This window comes from Nitrospirota bacterium, from assembly GCA_035873375.1.
Taxonomy (GTDB): Bacteria; Nitrospirota; Thermodesulfovibrionia; order Thermodesulfovibrionales; family JdFR-85; genus BMS3Bbin07.
This window is the reverse complement of sequence record JAYWMQ010000019.1, coordinates 19,569-38,079: the sequence shown is the minus strand read 5'-3', so window position 1 is coordinate 38,079 and position 18,511 is coordinate 19,569. Positions and strand designations below refer to the sequence as shown.

The following is an 18,511-nucleotide window of genomic DNA, read 5'->3' as shown; positions in this document are numbered from 1 at the left end:
AACCTCCCTGTTATATAGTCTTCCGTCAGTTTCTGAGAGGGATTTGTAAAGATTTTATCAGTTCTGTCAAATTCTATCAACTCACCAAGCATCAGAAACCCCGTCCAGTCCGAAATCCTTGCCGCCTGCTGCATGTTGTGGGTGACTATAATGATCGTTATCTCCCGCTTCAGGTTTATGGCAAGTTCTTCTATTTTAGCAGTTGAGATGGGGTCAAGTGCAGATGTTGGTTCATCAAACAGAAGCACTTCAGGCTTCACGGCAAGTGCCCTCGCTATAACGAGTCTCTGCTGCTGGCCACCGGACAGGGTATAGGCGCTTGAGTGGAGCTTGTCCTTCACCTCATCCCAGAGTGCTGCATGCCTGAGCGCCTGCTCAACGTGCTCAGAGAGTTCTGTCCTGTTTTTCACACCCCTGAGTTTCAGGCCGTAGGCTATATTGTCAAATATACTCATGGGAAAGGGTGTGGGCTTCTGAAACACCATACCGATACGGCTCCTGAGATCAATCAGGTCAATATCTTTTGAGAGTATATCCCTGTCCTTGAATATAATCTCTCCTTCATACCTGTTGCCAGGATAGAGGTCATGCATTCTGTTAAAACACCTCAGCAGCGTGGTCTTTCCACAGCCGGAGGGCCCGATAAGGGCAATAACGTTATTTTTATATGCCGACAAGGATATCTCTTTCAGGGCATGTGTTCCGCCTGAATAGTAAAAATCAAGCCTCTTGACTTCAATTTCAACAGTGTCGCTCATCTCTTCCCATACCTCCATCTGATTATAACTCTGCCCAGGATCGTCAGCATCAGGATAAATACCGTTATCATGAGAGACGCAGCCCATGCCTGTGCATGCCAGCTGTCATAAGGGCCCATCGCGTATTGAAATATGCTTACTGTAAGTGAAGCTATCGGTTCATTCATGTTTGTAGAGAAATAGGAGTTGTTAAAGGATGTAAAGAGCAGCGGTGCCGTCTCACCGGCAACCCTGGCTATTGAGAGCAATATACCTGTAAGGATTCCGGCTGCCGCTCCCCTGTAGACCACCTGAATAATCACCTTGTAATAAGGAGCCCCCAAGGCAAAGGCGGCCTCCCTTAGTGTCCATGGCACAAGGGAGAGCATATCCTCTGTGGTTCTCAGGACAACGGGAATCATTATTATTGCAAGTGCCGCCGACCCTGCCCATCCGTTGAAGTGACCAACGGGCTTTACGAGTATTGCGTATATAAATGTCCCGATTACAATGGAGGGAACGCTGACCATTATGTCGGAGAGGACGCTTATCACCCTTGCAACCTTCCTGCCCCGGGCATACTCTGCAAGGAATGTCCCGCCAAGCACACCTACAGGGACACCGATAAGCGTGGCAAAAAAGGTTATCATCAACTGTCCCACAAATGCATTTCTCAACCCCCCTCCCGCCATACCCGGAGGGACCGGATCATTGAGAAACAGGGCCGGGCTAAGTGCCTCGATTCCTTCTATCAGGACATCACCAAGGATAAAGACAAGCCAGAAGAGGCCGAACAGGGCAGCAAGCGTACTCAGAGAGAGGGCAATAAAGCTCTCGATCTTCCTCTTTCTTTCCCTCTTCACCTCGTAAACCTCCTTTCAGCCCTCAGGAGGAAGAACTTTGCAATGGCCAGGGTTATAAAGCTCATTACAAAGAGTATCAGTGCCAGATAAAAGAGGGATGCAAGGTATATATCCGAATCCGCCTCTGTAAATTCATTTGCAAGTGTGACCGTGATTGTTGCTGCGGCATCAAGGAGTGATGTGGTAATCTGATGGTTATTACCAAGCACAAAGGCAACTGCCATTGTCTCCCCAAGCGCCCTGCCAAGAGAAAGCACTATGCCCCCAAAAACGCCTAACTTGGAATAGGGGATAACAACGTTTTTTACCACCTCCCACTTTGTAGCCCCAAGGGCATAGGCGGATTCCTTTACAATCTCCGGAGTGAGGTTAAAGGCATCCCTTGATATGCTTGCCGTAAAGGGAATAATCATGATGCTCAGGATAATTCCTGCTGTCAGAAGATCAATACCCATGGGTGTGCCTTCAAAGAGTATCCCTATGAGGGGGATTTTCCCCAAAGTGCTCTGGAGTGCCGGCTCTATATAGTCTGCCATTATGGGCACAAGAACAAAGAGCCCCCACATACCGTAAATGATGCTCGGTATTGCGGCAAGGAGCTCAATGGCAATGCCTATAGGCGACTTGAGAAAGTCAGGGGAAATTTCAGTTATAAACACCGCTATGCCGATTGCTACAGGTATGGCAATAAAGAGGGCTATTGCAGTCGCTACTGCCGTGCCATACAGTGATGTGGCTGCCCCGAAAGACTCCCTCACAGGGTCCCAGTCTGTCGAGGTCAGGAACTTCATTACTCCAAATTTTTCTATGGCAGGTGATGATTCCGTAAATAATACATACAGTATTCCAATGATAAAGACAAGAACGGACAGGGAGGCCAGGCCGGTAATAATTGAGAATGCTACGTCAATCGGGTTTTTCTTGAAAAGTACCGGCAACTTTTATCTCTCCTTTATATGCAGGGCATAATAAAAAATTCACTGACTCATTTGCAAACCCTGAAGACAAATAAATAGGGCCAGGTATCAAGTATTGTAGCAGACACCCGGCCCTATTCCTTAAATATTCTTCAAATAATGCATTCTGATTTCTTAATAAATCCCCTGAGACTTCCAGTACTTTCTGACCTTGTTCTTTAAAGGCTCGGGTAAGGGCACATAAACGAGTCTTTTGGCAGTATCATCGCCATTTTTAAATGCCCAGTCAAAAAACTTGACAACCTTCGGATTCGACTCTTTCTTCTCCTTTGCAAGGAGTATAAATGTGGCACCTGATATAGGCCATGCATTTTTACCTGGGGCGTTTGTGAGCCAGAGATAGAAGTGTTTCGACGGGTCAAAATCGCCTGAGGCTGCTGCATCCTGAAAACTCTCAAAGCTCGGCTTAACAAAATTACCGGCAGCGTTCTCCAGTCGAAGGTAGGAGAGTTTGTTCTGTTTTGCATAGGCAAACTCAACATATCCGATTGAGTTCTTAACCTTCTGCACATAGTTTGCCACACCCTCATTGCCCTTGCCGCCTATACCGACAGGCCATTTAACCGCCTTTCCTGCACCAACCTTTTCTTTCCACTCTGGACATACCTGGCTCAGATATGTCGTAAATATCGCTGTTGTGCCTGATCCGTCGGACCTGCGGACAACTGTAATCTTTTTATGTTTAAGTGGCACATCCGGATTCAATTTCTTGATATCCTTGTTATCCCAGTACGTTATATCACCAAGCAGCACCTTGCACAGTGCATTGGAGGTCAGCTTGATTGCACCAGGCTCTATACCCGGCAGATTAAACACAGGAACAACCCCGCCAATCACTGCAGGAAACTGCATCAGATTCTCTTTTTCAAGCTTTTCCGGCTTCAGCGGAGCATCAGAGGCACCAAAATCAACTGTCCTGTTTATGATCTGCCTAACCCCGCCACCTGAGCCTATGGACTGGTAATTGAGTCTAATGCCTGTGGCCTTGTTGTAATTATATCCCCATGCAGAATAGACAGGATAGGGAAAAGAGGCACCTGCACCATTAAGCGTTTCTGCCGCTCCGGCAATGCCAAATGAAAAGATGAGTGTAATTGCTGCTACCAGTGTCAAAATAGTCTTCATATATCCTCCTTAGTAATTTTACTTCTCTTATGTTACAGCAATGTTACAAGACTGTTACAGTTCTGTTAAAAAGGCATTACTTGCTTCTTGCTCATATCTCACCTCCCTGATAAAAAAGAATGATGGATATTAACATCTGCGTGTTACGGTAATATTACAGATACGTTAATTTTTCAGGAAGAAGGCTGTTTTGATGGGATAAAAAATTCCCCGCCCCTTCCCTGAAAGGGGAAAGTGCGGGGAGTGCGGTTATCATGGTTCAATCCGTTTTGTACTCAAACAACCCTGGGTCTATCTTCTGCCTTTTCCATAATCTCCCTTATGTCCAATATGTCCTGCCTTTAACGCCTCAGCAATGACGTGATAAATCACGTTCTGCTCCTGAACACCGTGCAGCAGACTTGCCCCCGGGCCCCCGGCATAGATTGCAACATCCTCCCCGGCATGTGTCTCACTGCGTTTGGGAATGGTTGCCTCCTGCCTGTAGTCGGGAGCGGCGGTATCCACACCGGTAAGGTCAGGCCTGTCTCCCGGGATGTAACCGGGGCCGTTGGCATAGCCAAGAGTAGTGTATGGAAGGCCGTTGGAGTCCGTTGCATAATCCGTCAAGGGCTCTCCCCTGCTGTCGTTGCCGATGACCTTACCCAGGATGTCGTTTCCACGGGTCGGATAACCTGCCATCGTGAATACATGACTATGGTCTGCCGTAACTATAACCAGTGTATCTTCAGGGTTGATCTTCTCCATAGCGGTCTTAACCGCATTTGAAAATTCAATGGCCTCTGTAAGGGCACGGAATGCATTGCCGGCATGGCTGGCATGGTCAATCCGGCCTCCTTCAACCATCAGGAAAAAGCCTTTTTTATTCCTTGAAAGGATATCAATGGCCTTTGAAGTCATCTCGCTCAGGGAAGGTTCTCCGGCAGCATCACCGGAACGGTCGTACTCATACTTCATATGTGAGGGTTCAAATAATCCGAGCAGGTGTTTCGTACTGTAAGGATCAACGGCATTAAACTGGGTTTTGTTCCAGACATAGACTGAAAAGGGATACTTTTCCTGCCACTCTTCTGCCAGATAACGGCCATCATCCCTCTCACCTGTCCTGTCCGGATACTCAGGGTCTGACATGCTTCTTGGCAGGAAGCTGCGGCGACCACCACCAAGCACGACCTCCAGTCCGTCGCCATAGGGAAACTCTATTAATTGACGGGCGATATCCGGAAAATCAGCCGCCTTTGCATCAGCGGGAAGGTCATGGTCATCTTCCCAGTTGCGCTCGGGACTGTGTGAATAGGTCGCAGCCGGGGTTGCATGGGTTATGCGGGTTGTAGTTACCACGCCTGTTGACATCCCGGCCTTCTCCGCTATCTCAAGTATTGTGGTGAGTTCGTTCCCTGAAACAGTGGTGTAATCACCGCGTATAACATTCTGGTTGACGGCTATAAGGCCTGCCTTGGTCTTTACGCCTGTCACCATTGCGGTCATGGCCCCTGCTGAATCAGGCACCTGCTGGTTGGTGTTGTAGGTCTTTGAAAGCGCCACATAAGGCAGCCTTTCAAAGCTCAGCAGATTCTCTTCCCCGGTTTCTCCCCTTAGCTGTCCCTCAAGGATTCGGGCGGCAGTGACAGTTGAAACACCCATGCCATCACCGATAAAGAGGATTACATTCCTTGCACGCCTGTTAACGGGTTTCAGCCTCTTGGCAGCCTCAACAGCCTTTTGTCCATCCTCAAACCATTGTTCAGGGTTTTCAGCCCTTGCAACCCCCGGGCTGAAGACCATAAGCACGTAGAAAAGAAGAAATATAGAGCTTACTGCAAAAAAACCCTTGAAACGATTCCCTGTCTTCACGAAATGCCTCCTCCTTTGATAAAAATTGTTTGGTTTATCAACATCTTCGCCTGCAGCCTGAGTCAAAAAACAGCACACACCTTTAATGATTAAGAAACGATTAGGAAACGACAGGATTATCACTGAACGTCTTCAGTTTCACCCCTGTCTTGACACTCTCCTCAATTGCCCCTTCATAATGATCGATATTCTCTGTCAAGGCAGCGTGCTTCCAGAGAAAGACGGGACATTTTTCAGGAAATTGCGCACATATGAAGTTGCTGTACGATGGCACCACCGGCAAGCTGTGTTTACATTCATTGTTGTTTTCAAGATAATATTTACAGACCATCTATCCCCCTGTTTTTCAGGTTTTTCTTACCTTTTGATAATTTTATACTAACACGGCAATGCTACAGTAATATTAAAGCTGTATTACGTCTTCAAGAAATCCGGAACCTGACCCCTCTTTTAATCAGCGCATGGAGGATATTTGAAGTCCGGCTACCCCAAAGAGTATAAGGAAGATATAAAACAGTTGCAGGAACCTGTAGGGTTCCTCAAAGATAAGCATCCCTACAACATTACTGCCGGCAATCGCTATACCTGTCCAGATGGCATATGTAATACCCACGGGCAGGACCTTTAATGACAGGGAGAGGAAGAAAGCGGCCCCTGCCCCGAACAAGGCATAGGAGAGTATTGGCAGTAAACGGGTAAACCCCTCTGTGAATTTGAGGCTGTATATCCACCCAACCTCCAATACTCCGGCTATAATCAGATAAACCCAGTGCATTGAGGGTTTCAGACGTCACTCATCACGGTTTCCCTGTGCTGCCGGCGCATCTTCCTGAGGGAACTCAGTTCACTTTCGTAAACCCGCTTAACACCGTCTCCCATGGCCTTCTCAATATCCCTGATGTTTCTTATAAGCCGATGCATTCCTATAATCTCCACTGAGGCTGCCTGATCCGTCCCCCACATTGCACGGTCAAGGGTGATATGGCGTTCAACAAAGGAGGCCCCGAGAGTAACGGCCGACCATGTTGGTGCAAGCCCTATCTCGTGTCCTGAGTAGCCGATCGGCACGGCAGGAAACATCTCCCTCAGGGTCATAAGCATCTTCAGGTTCAATTCATCCAGGCCGCAGGGATAGGTCGATGTGGAATGGGCGATCAGAAGGTCCTCTGTCCCGACAACCTTTACGGCCTCAGATATCTCCTGCATGGTCGACATACCTGTGGATATTATAAGCGGCCTGCCGGTCAACCTCATTCTTGAAAGCAGCGAATGGTCTGTTAATGCTGCAGACGGGGCCTTATGAAGGGGAGGAGAGAACTCTTCAATAAAATCAACAGCCTCCTCATCCCAGCAAGAGGCAAACCAGTCTATACCCTTTGCCAAACAATACTTTATAAGCTCTTCGTATTGAGGGCAGTTGAACTCAACCCTGTGCCTGTATTCAATATAGGTCATCCTTCCCCACGGGGTATCCCTCTCAATATGCCACTGGTCCTTTGGAACGCATTTCTCAGGAGTCCGCTTCTGAAATTTAACGGCATTGCACCCGGCAAAGGCCGCACCGTCAATCAACTTCTTTGCCACATCCATTGAGCCATTGTGGTTTATGCCTATCTCGCCAATGACATAAACCGGCTCACCATCACCTATAAATCTGTCCTTCAATCTTACCTTTCTCATAGTATCACCTCTTTTTAAAAAGTATGATCATCTCGGCAAAATCCCTGAAGGCACCGTTGCCGCCGGTGTTGTTACAGACAAAATCCGCAATATCCCTGACAGATGCAATGGCATCGGCAGGACACGCGGAAAGCCCCACCATCTCCATTACTGCGATATCGTTTACATCATCCCCTATGTATGATATCTCCTCACTGCTCAGGTTTCTCCTCTCCATAATCTCCTTCAAGGCCCCTGCCTTATCCCTGACGTTCAGTTTCACCTCTTTTATCCTGAGCTTCTCGGCACGCTTTCTAACAGCACCCGAGTTTTCACCTGTAATAATTCCTGTCTCCACATTCACAAGTTCCCTCAGCCGTTCTACACCCATACCATCCCTTATGGAGAACCGCTTTAACAACTCCCCGTCTTCAGAATAAAATACTCCCGCATCAGTCCATACGCCGTCTACATCACTTATCAGGAGTTTTATCTTCCCTGCCTTTTCCTTCAGGCTGTGACTCATATAACAACCAGCCCCCCGTCAACTATCATGTTTGCACCCGTCATATACCCGGATGCCTCGCTTGCCAGGAAGACAATCGCCCCCCTGTAATCCGAACTCTTCGCCATCCTGCAAAGCGGGGTCTTCCGGGAATAGTTTTCTATAAAGTGCGTGGCCTGCGAATTTTCAACACCCCCTGGAGAGATGGCATTTACACGCACACCCGACCGTCCCCAGTACGATGCCAGAAACCTTGTAAGGGAGAGAACTGCGCCCTTGCTTGCTGGATATGCGGGAGATTTGTAGAATTGCTGCTCACCCGTCGGCTTGCAGTAAATCGACTGGTCCGGGGCAACAACCCCGTATATGGATGCAATATTGATGATACTGCCGCTGCCCTGCCTGGCCATTTGTCCCCCTATAACCTGGGAGCAAAGGAATACGCCGGTTACATTTACATCCATCATCTTCTTCCACATCTGAAGCGGATAGTTTTCAAACTTTGACAGCTCTGGTGCAAGGGCAGGATTTTCAAACATATCATTGACCCCTGCGTTATTGACAAGGATATCCACCTGCCCGAACTCTCCTGTCACCCTCTGAAGGAATTTTTTAATGGAATCAGCCTCTGTTACATCAAGGAAGATTCCCCGGGAATCAGAGGGAAGAGTATCTGCAAACTCCTGACTCATACTCTCATCAAGATCTGCAACTATTACTTTTGCCCCGGCCTCTGAGAGGGCATGGCAGTGCTCCCTGCCAAGCAGTCCGAGCCCGCCGGTCACAACCGCCACCTTGCCCTCCAATGAAAAGTTATCCATAACCACCTACTTTCCGGGTTTTATATTGAACCCAGACGTTTTTCTGAAGACCGGCTCAAGGGGCTTTCCTTCGAGAAATCCCCTGACATCCCCTGCTGAAACAGCCTGCTTCAAAATCTGCAACACCTCACTGTATACATTCAGTGTATACTCGATGTCTTCATCCGTATGGCTGAAGCAGATATTATGAAAGCCTGACCACAGAATCCCCCGCTTTATCATCTCCTGCTGCATGAGGGATTTCATCTCCAGGGGATTACCGGCAGATGCATCAAAGGTGACGATGCTCCGGCAATCAAATCCAGTGCAGCGGGTATAGGGCATATCCAGACCTTCAGCAATCCTGTTGTATCCGTCCTTTAATATCTTTCCCTGAAGCGAAATATACGCAGGCACATCCTTAGTCTTTATCTCGGTAATGGTTGCCTGTGCTGCAGCAAGGGAGAGGGCCTCACCACCAAAGGTTGTAAAGAAAAAGACATCCTCCTCAAGGAGCGACATAACGTCTCTTCTGCCTGTCAGCACAGACAGGGGCATACCGTTTGCAATCGCCTTTGAGTAACAGGCAAGGTCGGGAGTGACTGAAAAATACTCCTGGGCACCTCCTACTGCAAGCCTGAAACCCGTCCACATCTCATCAAATATCAGCAGCGTGCCATTGCGCCGGCAGATATCCTGCAAGGCGTGCAGGAAGTTATCCCTTGGGGCTTCAAACACAACAGGCTCCAGGATGACACACGCGGTGTCGTCATCAAGGGCCTCCATTACAGAATCAATATCATTGTAGTTGAAGGTATATGTAAGGTCCCTGACTGCCTGGGGAACCCCGTTGCTTCTGCTTGTTATACCAATATACCAGTCGTGCCATCCATGATATCCACAGCAGAGGATTTTATTCCTGCCTGTAAAAGCCCTGGCAAGCCTGACTGCAGCGCTGGTTACATCCGCCCCGGTCTTGCTGAAACGAACTGACTCTGCATTAGGAATTACGCTCTGTATCAGCTCCGCAACCTCTACCTCCAGGGGATGCATCAATGAAAACGTTATCCCCTCATCAAGCTGCCTCCTGATAGCATCATCCACCGGGTCATAACAGTAGCCGAGGGAGACAGGGCCTATCGCCATATCAAAATCAACAAACTCGTTACCGTCCACATCCAGAACGTGAGAACCTTTGCCACTTACAAGATACTTTGGTGCAACTCCCTTTACATGCTGGGTGGGACCCTTGGCAAGTGTCTGCGTGACATTGGGGATTAGGCCCAATGCCCGGAGATACAGCCTGTCAGACCCGGCAATATCAGGATTAGACTTTTTAAACTTTAATGTACTCAGCATATTTTTCTGACTCCTTTAGGATTTTATCCGCTATCTTCTCTCCTGTCAGCCCTTCGCACTCAAGGATATCCTGAAGCATGGCCGGTCTGAACCATCTTTCATCCAGCCCGAAGGGGAGAACCCTGCAGGTAACGTTATGTCTTAAAAACATCTCTCCCAGAATCGAGAAAAGCCCTCCCGCAAGAAAGTGGTCCTCCACAGTTACGAGCAGAGATGTCTGCATTGCGGCATTTATTATCGTCTCTTCATCAATGGGTTTCAGCGTCCTGAGATTAATAAGCCCTACTGACTTGCCCTCTGCCTCCAGGAGCCTCATGGCCCTGTTTGCCTCCCTGAAAAGGGTGCCATACGTCAGAATCGTGATATCCTCTCCCTCGGAAAGAATCTCAGCCCTTCCTGTATGAAAAACATTATCGTGTTTGACTGAGGATTCAAGGTCATTAAAACGAATATATGAAGGCCGGGGACTCTTCAGTATCGTCTCCAGCCCTATGAGCATATCCTCCTCATCAGATGGACAGAACACATTCATGGAAGGGATACCCCGCATAAGCGCAATATCCTCAATGGCCTGATGGGTTGGCCCGTTCGCCTCTGAGAGGAAGCCCGGAAACGCACCGACCAGTTTTATTGGCAGACCTGCAATGCCTATATCCGTCCGGATAAACTCAAAGGCCCTCATCGTAAGAAAGGCTGACAGTGCATGGACAACGGGAATCCGTCCCCTCAGTGCCAATCCGGCGGCAATGCCGATCATTGACTGCTCAGCAATCCCCACATCAATAAATCTCTCTCCAAGGCACTCAGGAATATTCCTTATAGCTGAACGGTTTTCAGCAGTCATCACAACAAACCTCTCGTCACTCAGGACAATCTCTTTTAATAGCTCTTCATAGTTCATCTCATGCTCCTTCCTGCCATTATGTGCTCAGCCACTTCTCCAAAGACGAAAGAGTTTGCGCAATATCTTTAAATCCCAGATCCAGCGTTAAAAAGCCTCAATTATAGAAAGAGAGCGAAATGATAGACTCTGAACGGTTTTAATTTCGCACTAAATTCACCCGGATGGTGAATTGCGAAATTACCTCGGAGTCCCGGCGGGATGCCGGGACGAGAATGAGTGAAGACTCTGTCATATCGCTTCCAACAACCGTTCATTACTGGATTTCAGCGCCTTTATCAAACGCCCTGCCTCCTCATCAGAATACTTACAAAACCATTTATCCACACGGTCTTCAATCTCCGGCAGCCCCTTTCCCCGAATTGTATGAGCTATCACAACACCGGGCCTGTCAGCTTCAAAAGGGATATTGGAAAATACATCCTCCATATCCTGAAAGTCATGCCCGTCAATGCTTTTTACAGACATGCCAAAGGCCTGGAGCTTTGGAATCAACGGTTCCAGCGGGATGAGGTCTTCAGTCCCTGCGTTTGCCTGAAGACGGTTCCTGTCCACTACAATAACGAGGTTATCCAGCCTGTAAGCAGAGGCAATGAGCAGGGCCTCCCAGACCGAGCCTTCGTTCAGCTCTCCGTCGCCGACAATCACCACTATTCTGTTGTCCTGTTTTTTCATTTTGCACTCCAGCGCCACACCCGAGGCTACGGCAAGCATATGCCCCAGGGAGCCGGAGTGAAATTCTATACCGGGGATATCCCTGTTAGGGTGCCAGTAGACAGAGTCATCCGTGCTGAGATGATTTTTCAGCCTGCCGGGGTGAATGAAGCCGAGCTCGGCAAAGGTGCCGTAAAGCACGGGGACGGCGTGTCCCTTTGACAGGAAGAGGTAATCACGGCCAGGGTCGTTCAGGTTGTCCTTTGCTATATTAAGAAACCGGGAGTAAAGGAAAACCACCAGGTCAGTACATGACAGGGCTGAGCCCACAAAACAGCCGCCCCTCGCCGCCATCCCGAGTATATGCCCCCTCACCTTCAGGGCACGTTCTTTCAGCCTTATCAGGGCATGTTTTTCCATATGATTATCCATCTCCAGACAATCTCAATTCAAACTCTTCATGAAAGTGCAACGGCCTTCAATTCATGCTCGTATTGCCCGTACCAGTTCATTCCACGGTACATATTATTAAGGCCCCTGATTTCGGGCCGTATGCTCAAAAGGTGCAACACATCGTCAAAACCGAAGAAAGGGTTAACCGGGTAAAGTTCCTCATAAACAGTCCTGATAAACTGATAGTCTTCTTCATAATCCAACACCCACCTGAGGATATTCGAAAAATCCAGCCCGGTCTCCCACGTTACATTTCCTATGCGAAACCTCTCGGGATTGTTCCATATAAATGGTGTGGTGTGTTCCCTTTCAAACTCTTTTTCTGCCTCCCTCCAGGCAGTCTCAAGAACCTGCATCGGCATGACCTCAACGTCATTGCCATCCGGATAGGTTGGTGGATGGAGGTTACTTACATAATCGAACCTCCCGCAATTGTCCAGATGATATCTCAATACCCTGTCTATAATCTGCGGGTCAATCAGCGGACAGTCTGAAGGAATCTTGACAACCACGTCTGCATTGTACTTGATACCTGCCCTGTAGTGTCTGTCCAGGAGGTCTGTTTCATTCCCCCTGAAACACTCAAAGCCGTTGTCCCTGCAGAGGGATTCAATAATATCATCCCCGGGGTCCGTTGTAGTTGCAACAACCACATGGCTTGCCAGCCTTGCCCGCTCCACCCTCTTTACCATATGATACAGCACGGTTTTGCCAGCAAGTGGTTTTAAGACCTTGCGGGGAAGGCGTGTAGAGCCTGACCTTGCCTGTATCACGATTACGATGTTTTGACTCAATGCAGATACCCCCTGCATACCTCTGCAATTCTCCTTGCCGATATACCGCCGTTCTGAATGGGAAGCAGTCTCCTTAGCATATCCAAATCAAAGTAGGAATATACCTCTTTACCAAGGGCCAGACCTATAAATGAGACAGACGAATACTGTGTTATCAGCACATCGCAATTTGCTATCATGGGGTTGATATCGCCATCTGAAAATATAACGGCATCAGGTGCGTGCCTATTTATTTCTCTTGTTGATCTTTCCACCTTTTCATTTGGATGGAGTTTAAAGATCAATTGCCGTCCGTTTGCAATGGAGACAGCATTCCTGAGAAATTTCTCCCTGTTATCCAGCTTAAAAGTCTCACGTGTATCAGAGGTTGCCACAAGGACATAACCCCTGTATGGAAACCTGTTGTCCAGATACTGGATAGCGTTATCAAAATTCGGTATGCCTGTAACTGCTATCTTTTCAGGCTTCACACCTTTCCCGATAAAGTGTTCCCTGTAGCCTTCAGATGCAACACAGAATTTTTCGTAGGCATCCGACAGCCCTGTAGCAGCAGTGCTTGCAAGGTAGCGGGGAAGTTTAAACCTCTTGACAAGGCGGTAAATAAAGTTTTCAGGATCAGTCATTCCCTCCTGCACAAGTACAACTTTCTTTTTTCTGATATTCTTCTGGATAATCAAATCCTGGCACGTTACCACAAGGTCATAATCATTGGAAGCACCCCTGTAGTCTATCCTGCCCCCCGCACTCTTCAGATAGTCGTCTGTCTGCTGCCTGAATCTTCCGCCCATAACAGTGAAATCAAGCATCCCGTAATTGTTCAGAACATGTATGAGGCCATCACCGTAATAGGGTGTAAAATAGCAGTCGAACTCTGAAAGATGCCTGGATATCTCGTGCATAATCGTGGTCTGATTGAGGGAACCGCATATAAACAGTACCTTTCCCATACGATATTAATGATACGCCCCTGCTGTTACACGGGCATTAAAGAAATATTAAATCTCTGTTAAGAATATGCCCCTCCTGCATTTAATCATCTCTTCATATTAATGTAACGGCCCTGTAATCCCCTTCATGTACACTTTAGTCTGTTGTAATAATTCAGTTCCGAAGAAAAGGAACACACCCCTTAATCCCCTCTTGATAGAGGGGAAAGTTTGAGACATTTCTGGTCATAGCGGAAGGAGTGACAGAGAGGTAAAAAGGGAGTGTATAACTCCCCTCTAAAAAGAGGGGGTAGGGGGTGTGTAAAGAGCAGTTTTTGCTGGTCTCTCTGAACAGTTTCGGCTTAATAATAGCGGTGGCAGCCGGATGATTCAGTCATAAAATATGAAAACTTTCAAAAACTCCCTTATTTTGCAGGCAAATGCCTCAATATTTTTTATCCTATTTATTCTCACAATACCCGTCACCGCCTCTTCCTACTGTAACCCGGCCGGCATTCAGACCGTCAGTCTCATTGCACCTGTGGAGATACTCGAAAACTCTGTTACAGGGACAACCATAGACGATGTTATCCAGCTGCTCGGACAAGGATTCAGTAACCTGGACATATCACTGAACAACCGTGATGCAGATATACAGATAATTCTGAACAGCATCAATCCGGACAGTCAGGCCGGAAGTTCACGGTTTATCAGGGGAAGAAAATATGATTATCTCCGTTACCCTGATCATGAGTATCAATGGGATTCCTCCTGCAGAGACGGAACAATCATATTGAGGCTGAGCTCCCCGTCCTTTGAAGGTATGAGTTTTGGCCTTTACGGACTCCTGCAGGAGAAGCTGGGATTCAAGTTTTATCATCCAAAAAGAACCATAATCCCACACCATCAAAACTGGCCTCTGCCCGTCGGTTTTCAGTGGAAGGCATTCCCCCGTTTTGACAAAAAGGGTTTTCATATCCATTCACTCCACCCCATTGAGCTCAGCAGACAGCTTCACGACCCTGACTACCCGGATGCCCTCCCGGATATAAAGGAATACATTGACTGGCTTGCACGAAACCAGCAAAACCTCTTTCAGTTCTTCCTGCTCAGGGACATTGACCGCAAGCTCTGGATAGCACATGCTGCAGAGTTTGTTGATTATGCACATAAACGGGGAATACTTACAGGTGTGGAGATATCGCTTTCCATGCTTCAGCAAAAGGCATTTCAGACAATCAAGTTACTTAAGTTTTTTCCTTCCTACAGAAAACAGATAGACGACACCCTTGCCTGGCTCTTCAAGGCACCATGGGATTTCGTCACTGTTGACTTCACCATGGGAGAATACCTTCCTGACCTGGCCACGGTCATGCCGGAGACAAAGGAATATATGGTGAAACAGGTTACGGAGAAATACAATAGAAAACTCATGTTTACAACGCATGTAATATCGAAGAAGGCAAATCCCTTCTCCTCAAAAAAGGCGCAAAAGAAAAGGGAAACAGAACCGGTTGGGAAGACGGGAATTTTAATTCATACGGTCATGTTCTATTCCATAGATGAGCCTGTTGCCCCGGTATATGGCAACAAAAACCAGCGCTTCATGCTCCGAAAGGCAATCGGGGAAAACAAAAGACAGGAGGTCTGGTACTGGCCTGAGTCAGCATACTGGGTCACCTTTGACAACTCTGTGCCCCTCTTCCTGCTCCCCTATCTTGATGCAAGGTGGTCTGATATGGTTACAATGAAGCGGATCGGGGTTGATAACCATCTCACATTCAGTTCGGGATGGGAGTGGGGGTACTGGCTTACAGACTGGAGCATTGCACGCTGGTCCTGGAAATATACGGAAGACGGGATCGTGAAGAAAACTCATCCCCTCAGCATTCTCTGGGATATTTTTCCGGACCATGACCTTCAACAGTCATGGAAGGAAGCGCTTCAACTGCAGAAGTATTATTTGAAGCAGTTGGGGTTAATCTCTTTTCTGGCTGCCCTTGACCCTTCTGCCGAGTTTCCCCGGCCCTTTAATAAACCCTTTCAGCCAAGGCCTCCGTTTGCATACAAATGGCTTCTTGTCAAAGCCTCTTATGCGGAAACAGCCCGGGTCTTGAACGGACCGGTTAATTCCCTTAACGAATATGCCCGCAAGATGAACCTGATCACAGATAAGATCGAGATTCAAACCTCCTCTTTTATTAAGAGGACCAGGGATGCCTCGCCTGAATTGAAAGTGATAGCCGGGGAACTGACGAGGGGGCTGAAGGTAACCGCCCTGAGGGCCAGGCACAAGGCCCTGCTTCTAAAGACGCTGATCGCCATGCGGAAAGGGGACAAAAACAATAAAAACCTTCCGAACAAGGCCGGTTATCTTCTAAAGGAGGCCGAAGCGGTCCGGCTCAGGGCACAAAAACTTGTTTTAAAGCAGGAACAAATCTATCGCTACCCCGTAGGTTTGATCGCAAGGCAGAGGAAGAGTTTTACTGCCTACGAATTCGGCTACCTCTACCCTGTCAGCAATCTCTACTTCTGGAAGCGGGAAGAGGATCAGATTAAGCACAGACGCTTTGATGCCCTTTATATGAGCATATGGGATTATCCGCGAATAATAGGAATCGACAGCCTTTGCAGGTAAGGCAGATCTTCTGACAGTAAAATCCTTACACTCATCATGCTCAGGCTCAACAGCAGCAATCCGACATATCCCCCGGGCAACTCAGGACACACAAGTTTCACCCCTTTCTCAATATCTTCGAAAGAAACATCGGGCAGTTGTCATACTCTTCCGTCTCGCAACAATCCGCCTTTCTCTGATGCCCGATCAGGAAAGAGGATATAGAGGCAACACAGACACTTCCATGGTTATAGGGACAGACATTTTTATGCCTTGTTATCCCCTCACGTAAATACCCGCCGGACAATATGACTTCCATTTGAACCCTCCTTAATCCTTTCTTGATTTCTCCTCCGGTTACGCAAATCTTGCCCTTATCACATCTGCAATCCTGTATCGCCATCTGCTGTTTTCAGCACATGGCGACAGCAGTGATGCCTTTCCGATAGTGTACCTGTTGCCTCTCCATACAACCGTATTTGAAAGCAGAGGGATGACCCAGATGCATCCTATGGCTATATCCTTAACAGGGGACAGCATGTAAAAGGGGCACTTTATATCTGCCTTCATAATCCTGCCAAGATAGAGGTCTCCCATAATCTTGAGGAGGCTCGTGAAGAGGGCAAACGCTATGGTTATCCGGGAAGGTTTATAGAGGAGTATCGGGATAAAAGACATGAATACGGCATTGGTGATCAGTTCGGATACATATTGTATGCCTCCAATCTTCCACCTGAGCTTTCCCCACCTTGTATGCCTGTTAAGAAAATTCTTCATCCCCCAATGTTTGTTCACAGTATTTATCATGTAGTTTGACAGCACCACCCTTCTGCCCGCTTCCTTCATCTTTCTCCCGATGATATAATCCTCGGCAAGCACGTCCTTTACAGCCTTAAAACCTCCGATGGCTTCAAGGTCGCTCTTGCGCATCAGCATCGACTTTCCTACAACACATGGCATCTTCAAAAACCTGTCAAGAAAACATACACTTCCGAGGACAAAGGAGTTTAGATGAAGGTTCTCAAATATTGAGCCGGATGTGCGTCCGCCCACCCCTCTTATCATGTTGCTTACGAGACCAACCCCCGGGTCCTGCATATGCTTGACTATCTCCTTCAGGTAGTCTCCGTCAACCAGCACATTGCTGTCACTTACGAGTATGTAGCCGTATTTTGAAGCCTTGCAGGCAGGTATGAGGTTATTAACCTTCGGGTTCAATCCGTCATCACACCTTTCGACTATGATAGAGATGTCCTTGCCCGGATACTTCTCTTTTATCTTGCGGGCTACTTTATATGCCAGGTCGTTGTGGTCCTGAAGTGAAAATATAATTTCAAATTCCGGATAATCCTGCATACAGAAGCTTTCGAGATTATCAAACAGATTGTCATCTATCCCTTTCAGGGGTTTAAGGACTGAGATAGGGGGTAAATAAGAAGGTGAACGGGAAGAGGCTTGACCTTCTGCAGCGTTATGGGATGAAATCTGCGAACGGACCGCTATTATCTGAAACCCGTAACCAATGAGTCCAAGGATCGTAAAACCAGCAAAAAACCAGAATATCTCCATATCTTTCCTCCCTTAGCGTCTAAAAAGAGTTATTGCAACCCCTTTGTTATGCCGTATACATTGCTTTATTGATGCAATCTTTTTTTCACAGTTCAAAAGCGTTTTCCATGAATACAGGTGCCGTACCTTATGGAAATCACTGTTTGCAATATAGGGGTATTTTTTGAGGCTTATTACATTAAAGACATCATCCCTGTTGGCTATCTCCCACGCATCAATATATTTGGCGTAGCGTTCCCTGTTGTTCCAGAGAAACAGGGTGTCCCTTGACAGATCAGACATGTGGTGCGGATGACATGCTATTATCAGTGCCTCCTGGTCTTTTGCCTCAAAGAATATCCTTTCGTAGTCCCAGCAGGCAGGGATAAATTCCTTTATATCGAGAAGGAGGAAATGCGCGGATTTGTCTGCAGACAGGTGGTTCTTGCTTATCTCGACTCCCGGAATTATGAGCAGCCCGTATTTATCCCAGGCCCGTGCCGCCTCCTGCCGGATCCTGCTCATATACTCCTCAAAGTTATCTTCCCTGACAGAGAACTTGAATTTGTGAGCGAGCCTTCCAAAGGTGTTGTCTCCATTTACCACATGGTCTGTTATGGCAATTACATCAAAGCCCGCCTGCCCAAAAAGGTCAACCGTTCTTCTGAGGTCCACTGAGCCGTCGGAGTACCTGGTGTGAATATGGAAATCACACAACAACATCGTATTTCAATTATAC

The 18,511-nt window shown here is 47.6% G+C and carries 19 protein-coding genes; 1 reads left to right on the top strand and 18 read right to left on the bottom strand.

What is annotated here, in order from left to right:
• The 15 genes from pstB to VST71_04705 all read right to left on the bottom strand — a co-directional run.
• The coding region (pstB, locus tag VST71_04775; protein MEC4685033.1) for a phosphate ABC transporter ATP-binding protein PstB at window positions 1-758 on the bottom strand (758 nt) is incomplete at its 3' end.
• Window positions 755-1,600 carry a phosphate ABC transporter permease PstA gene (gene pstA, locus VST71_04770; protein MEC4685032.1) on the bottom strand — a complete coding sequence of 282 codons (846 nt, stop codon included), beginning with the start codon at window positions 1,598-1,600 and terminating at the stop codon, window positions 755-757. The genes pstB and pstA, both read right to left, overlap by 4 nt.
• A complete protein-coding gene (pstC, locus tag VST71_04765) occupies window positions 1,597-2,538 on the bottom strand; it encodes a phosphate ABC transporter permease subunit PstC (protein ID MEC4685031.1) in 942 nt (313 codons plus the stop codon). Before pstC ends, pstA begins: the two co-directional genes overlap by 4 nt.
• Before the next feature lie 153 nt (window positions 2,539-2,691).
• Window positions 2,692-3,702 carry a phosphate ABC transporter substrate-binding protein PstS gene (gene pstS, locus VST71_04760; protein ID MEC4685030.1) on the bottom strand — a complete coding sequence of 337 codons (1,011 nt, stop codon included), beginning with the start codon at window positions 3,700-3,702 and terminating at the stop codon, window positions 2,692-2,694.
• Between the two features lie 291 nt (window positions 3,703-3,993).
• Complete coding sequence (locus VST71_04755) at window positions 3,994-5,487, bottom strand: alkaline phosphatase (protein MEC4685029.1); 1,494 nt, start codon at window positions 5,485-5,487, stop codon at window positions 3,994-3,996.
• Window positions 5,488-5,656: 169 nt separating this feature from the next.
• Window positions 5,657-5,887: a hypothetical protein gene (locus VST71_04750; protein ID MEC4685028.1), complete on the bottom strand. Its 231-nt coding sequence runs from the start codon at window positions 5,885-5,887 to the stop codon at window positions 5,657-5,659.
• Between the two features lie 123 nt (window positions 5,888-6,010).
• Window positions 6,011-6,331, bottom strand: a complete 321-nt coding sequence (locus tag VST71_04745) for a multidrug efflux SMR transporter (GenBank protein MEC4685027.1) — start codon at window positions 6,329-6,331, stop codon at window positions 6,011-6,013.
• 8 nt (window positions 6,332-6,339) lie between these two features.
• Window positions 6,340-7,236: an N-acetylneuraminate synthase family protein gene (locus tag VST71_04740; GenBank protein MEC4685026.1), complete on the bottom strand. Its 897-nt coding sequence runs from the start codon at window positions 7,234-7,236 to the stop codon at window positions 6,340-6,342.
• A 4-nt stretch (window positions 7,237-7,240) separates the two neighbouring features.
• Entirely contained in the window at window positions 7,241-7,741 is a 501-nt protein-coding gene (locus VST71_04735) for an HAD hydrolase family protein (protein ID MEC4685025.1), read from the bottom strand.
• Window positions 7,738-8,541 carry an SDR family oxidoreductase gene (locus tag VST71_04730; GenBank protein ID MEC4685024.1) on the bottom strand — a complete coding sequence of 268 codons (804 nt, stop codon included), beginning with the start codon at window positions 8,539-8,541 and terminating at the stop codon, window positions 7,738-7,740. The genes VST71_04735 and VST71_04730 overlap by 4 nt, the downstream gene beginning before the upstream one ends.
• A 6-nt stretch (window positions 8,542-8,547) precedes the next feature.
• Window positions 8,548-9,879, bottom strand: coding sequence for an aminotransferase class III-fold pyridoxal phosphate-dependent enzyme (locus VST71_04725; protein ID MEC4685023.1), 1,332 nt, complete (start codon window positions 9,877-9,879; stop codon window positions 8,548-8,550).
• The gene (locus VST71_04720) at window positions 9,857-10,780 is read right to left on the bottom strand and encodes a transketolase C-terminal domain-containing protein (protein ID MEC4685022.1); all 924 of its coding nucleotides are present in this window, start codon (window positions 10,778-10,780) and stop codon (window positions 9,857-9,859) included. The genes VST71_04725 and VST71_04720 overlap by 23 nt, the downstream gene beginning before the upstream one ends.
• Window positions 10,781-11,011: 231 nt before the next feature.
• Complete coding sequence (locus tag VST71_04715; protein MEC4685021.1) at window positions 11,012-11,866, bottom strand: 1-deoxy-D-xylulose-5-phosphate synthase N-terminal domain-containing protein; 855 nt, start codon at window positions 11,864-11,866, stop codon at window positions 11,012-11,014.
• 26 nt (window positions 11,867-11,892) lie between these two features.
• Entirely contained in the window at window positions 11,893-12,681 is a 789-nt protein-coding gene (locus VST71_04710; GenBank protein MEC4685020.1) for a glycosyltransferase family protein, read from the bottom strand.
• Window positions 12,678-13,628, bottom strand: a complete 951-nt coding sequence (locus tag VST71_04705) for a hypothetical protein (GenBank protein ID MEC4685019.1) — start codon at window positions 13,626-13,628, stop codon at window positions 12,678-12,680. The genes VST71_04710 and VST71_04705 overlap by 4 nt, the downstream gene beginning before the upstream one ends.
• A gap of 382 nt (window positions 13,629-14,010) precedes the next feature.
• Here VST71_04705 and VST71_04700 point away from each other — a divergent pair, with 382 nt between their 5' ends.
• On the top strand, window positions 14,011-16,245 hold the full coding sequence (locus tag VST71_04700) for a hypothetical protein (protein ID MEC4685018.1): 2,235 nt from the start codon (window positions 14,011-14,013) through the stop codon (window positions 16,243-16,245).
• 97 nt (window positions 16,246-16,342) lie between these two features.
• Here VST71_04700 and VST71_04695 read toward each other — a convergent pair whose 3' ends face one another.
• The 3 genes from VST71_04695 to VST71_04685 are packed head-to-tail and all read right to left on the bottom strand — an operon-like array spanning window position 16,343 to window position 18,495.
• On the bottom strand, window positions 16,343-16,543 hold the full coding sequence (locus VST71_04695; GenBank protein ID MEC4685017.1) for a hypothetical protein: 201 nt from the start codon (window positions 16,541-16,543) through the stop codon (window positions 16,343-16,345).
• 38 nt (window positions 16,544-16,581) lie between these two features.
• Entirely contained in the window at window positions 16,582-17,793 is a 1,212-nt protein-coding gene (locus VST71_04690; protein ID MEC4685016.1) for a ceramide glucosyltransferase, read from the bottom strand.
• 12 nt (window positions 17,794-17,805) lie between these two features.
• Window positions 17,806-18,495 (bottom strand): PHP domain-containing protein, encoded by a 690-nt coding sequence (locus VST71_04685; protein MEC4685015.1) that lies wholly within the window; start codon window positions 18,493-18,495, stop codon window positions 17,806-17,808.
• Window positions 18,496-18,511 lie beyond the last annotated feature (16 nt).

What these genes read in the sequence shown, in the direction of transcription:
- pstS (MEC4685030.1), bottom strand. Translation starts at nt 3,702, where the DNA reads ATGAAGACTATTTTGACACTGGTAGCAGCAATTACACTCATCTTTTCA.
- VST71_04755 (MEC4685029.1), bottom strand. Translation starts at nt 5,487, where the DNA reads ATGGTCTTCAGCCCGGGGGTTGCAAGGGCTGAAAACCCTGAACAATGG.
- VST71_04750 (MEC4685028.1), bottom strand. Translation starts at nt 5,887, where the DNA reads ATGGTCTGTAAATATTATCTTGAAAACAACAATGAATGTAAACACAGC.
- VST71_04745 (MEC4685027.1), bottom strand. Translation starts at nt 6,331, where the DNA reads ATGCACTGGGTTTATCTGATTATAGCCGGAGTATTGGAGGTTGGGTGG.
- VST71_04740 (MEC4685026.1), bottom strand. Translation starts at nt 7,236, where the DNA reads ATGAGAAAGGTAAGATTGAAGGACAGATTTATAGGTGATGGTGAGCCG.
- VST71_04735 (MEC4685025.1), bottom strand. Translation starts at nt 7,741, where the DNA reads ATGAGTCACAGCCTGAAGGAAAAGGCAGGGAAGATAAAACTCCTGATA.
- VST71_04730 (MEC4685024.1), bottom strand. Translation starts at nt 8,541, where the DNA reads ATGGATAACTTTTCATTGGAGGGCAAGGTGGCGGTTGTGACCGGCGGG.
- VST71_04725 (MEC4685023.1), bottom strand. Translation starts at nt 9,879, where the DNA reads ATGCTGAGTACATTAAAGTTTAAAAAGTCTAATCCTGATATTGCCGGG.
- VST71_04720 (MEC4685022.1), bottom strand. Translation starts at nt 10,780, where the DNA reads ATGAACTATGAAGAGCTATTAAAAGAGATTGTCCTGAGTGACGAGAGG.
- VST71_04715 (MEC4685021.1), bottom strand. Translation starts at nt 11,866, where the DNA reads ATGGATAATCATATGGAAAAACATGCCCTGATAAGGCTGAAAGAACGT.
- VST71_04705 (MEC4685019.1), bottom strand. Translation starts at nt 13,628, where the DNA reads ATGGGAAAGGTACTGTTTATATGCGGTTCCCTCAATCAGACCACGATT.
- VST71_04700 (MEC4685018.1), top strand. Translation starts at nt 14,011, where the DNA reads ATGAAAACTTTCAAAAACTCCCTTATTTTGCAGGCAAATGCCTCAATA.
- VST71_04695 (MEC4685017.1), bottom strand. Translation starts at nt 16,543, where the DNA reads ATGGAAGTCATATTGTCCGGCGGGTATTTACGTGAGGGGATAACAAGG.
- VST71_04690 (MEC4685016.1), bottom strand. Translation starts at nt 17,793, where the DNA reads ATGGAGATATTCTGGTTTTTTGCTGGTTTTACGATCCTTGGACTCATT.
- VST71_04685 (MEC4685015.1), bottom strand. Translation starts at nt 18,495, where the DNA reads ATGTTGTTGTGTGATTTCCATATTCACACCAGGTACTCCGACGGCTCA.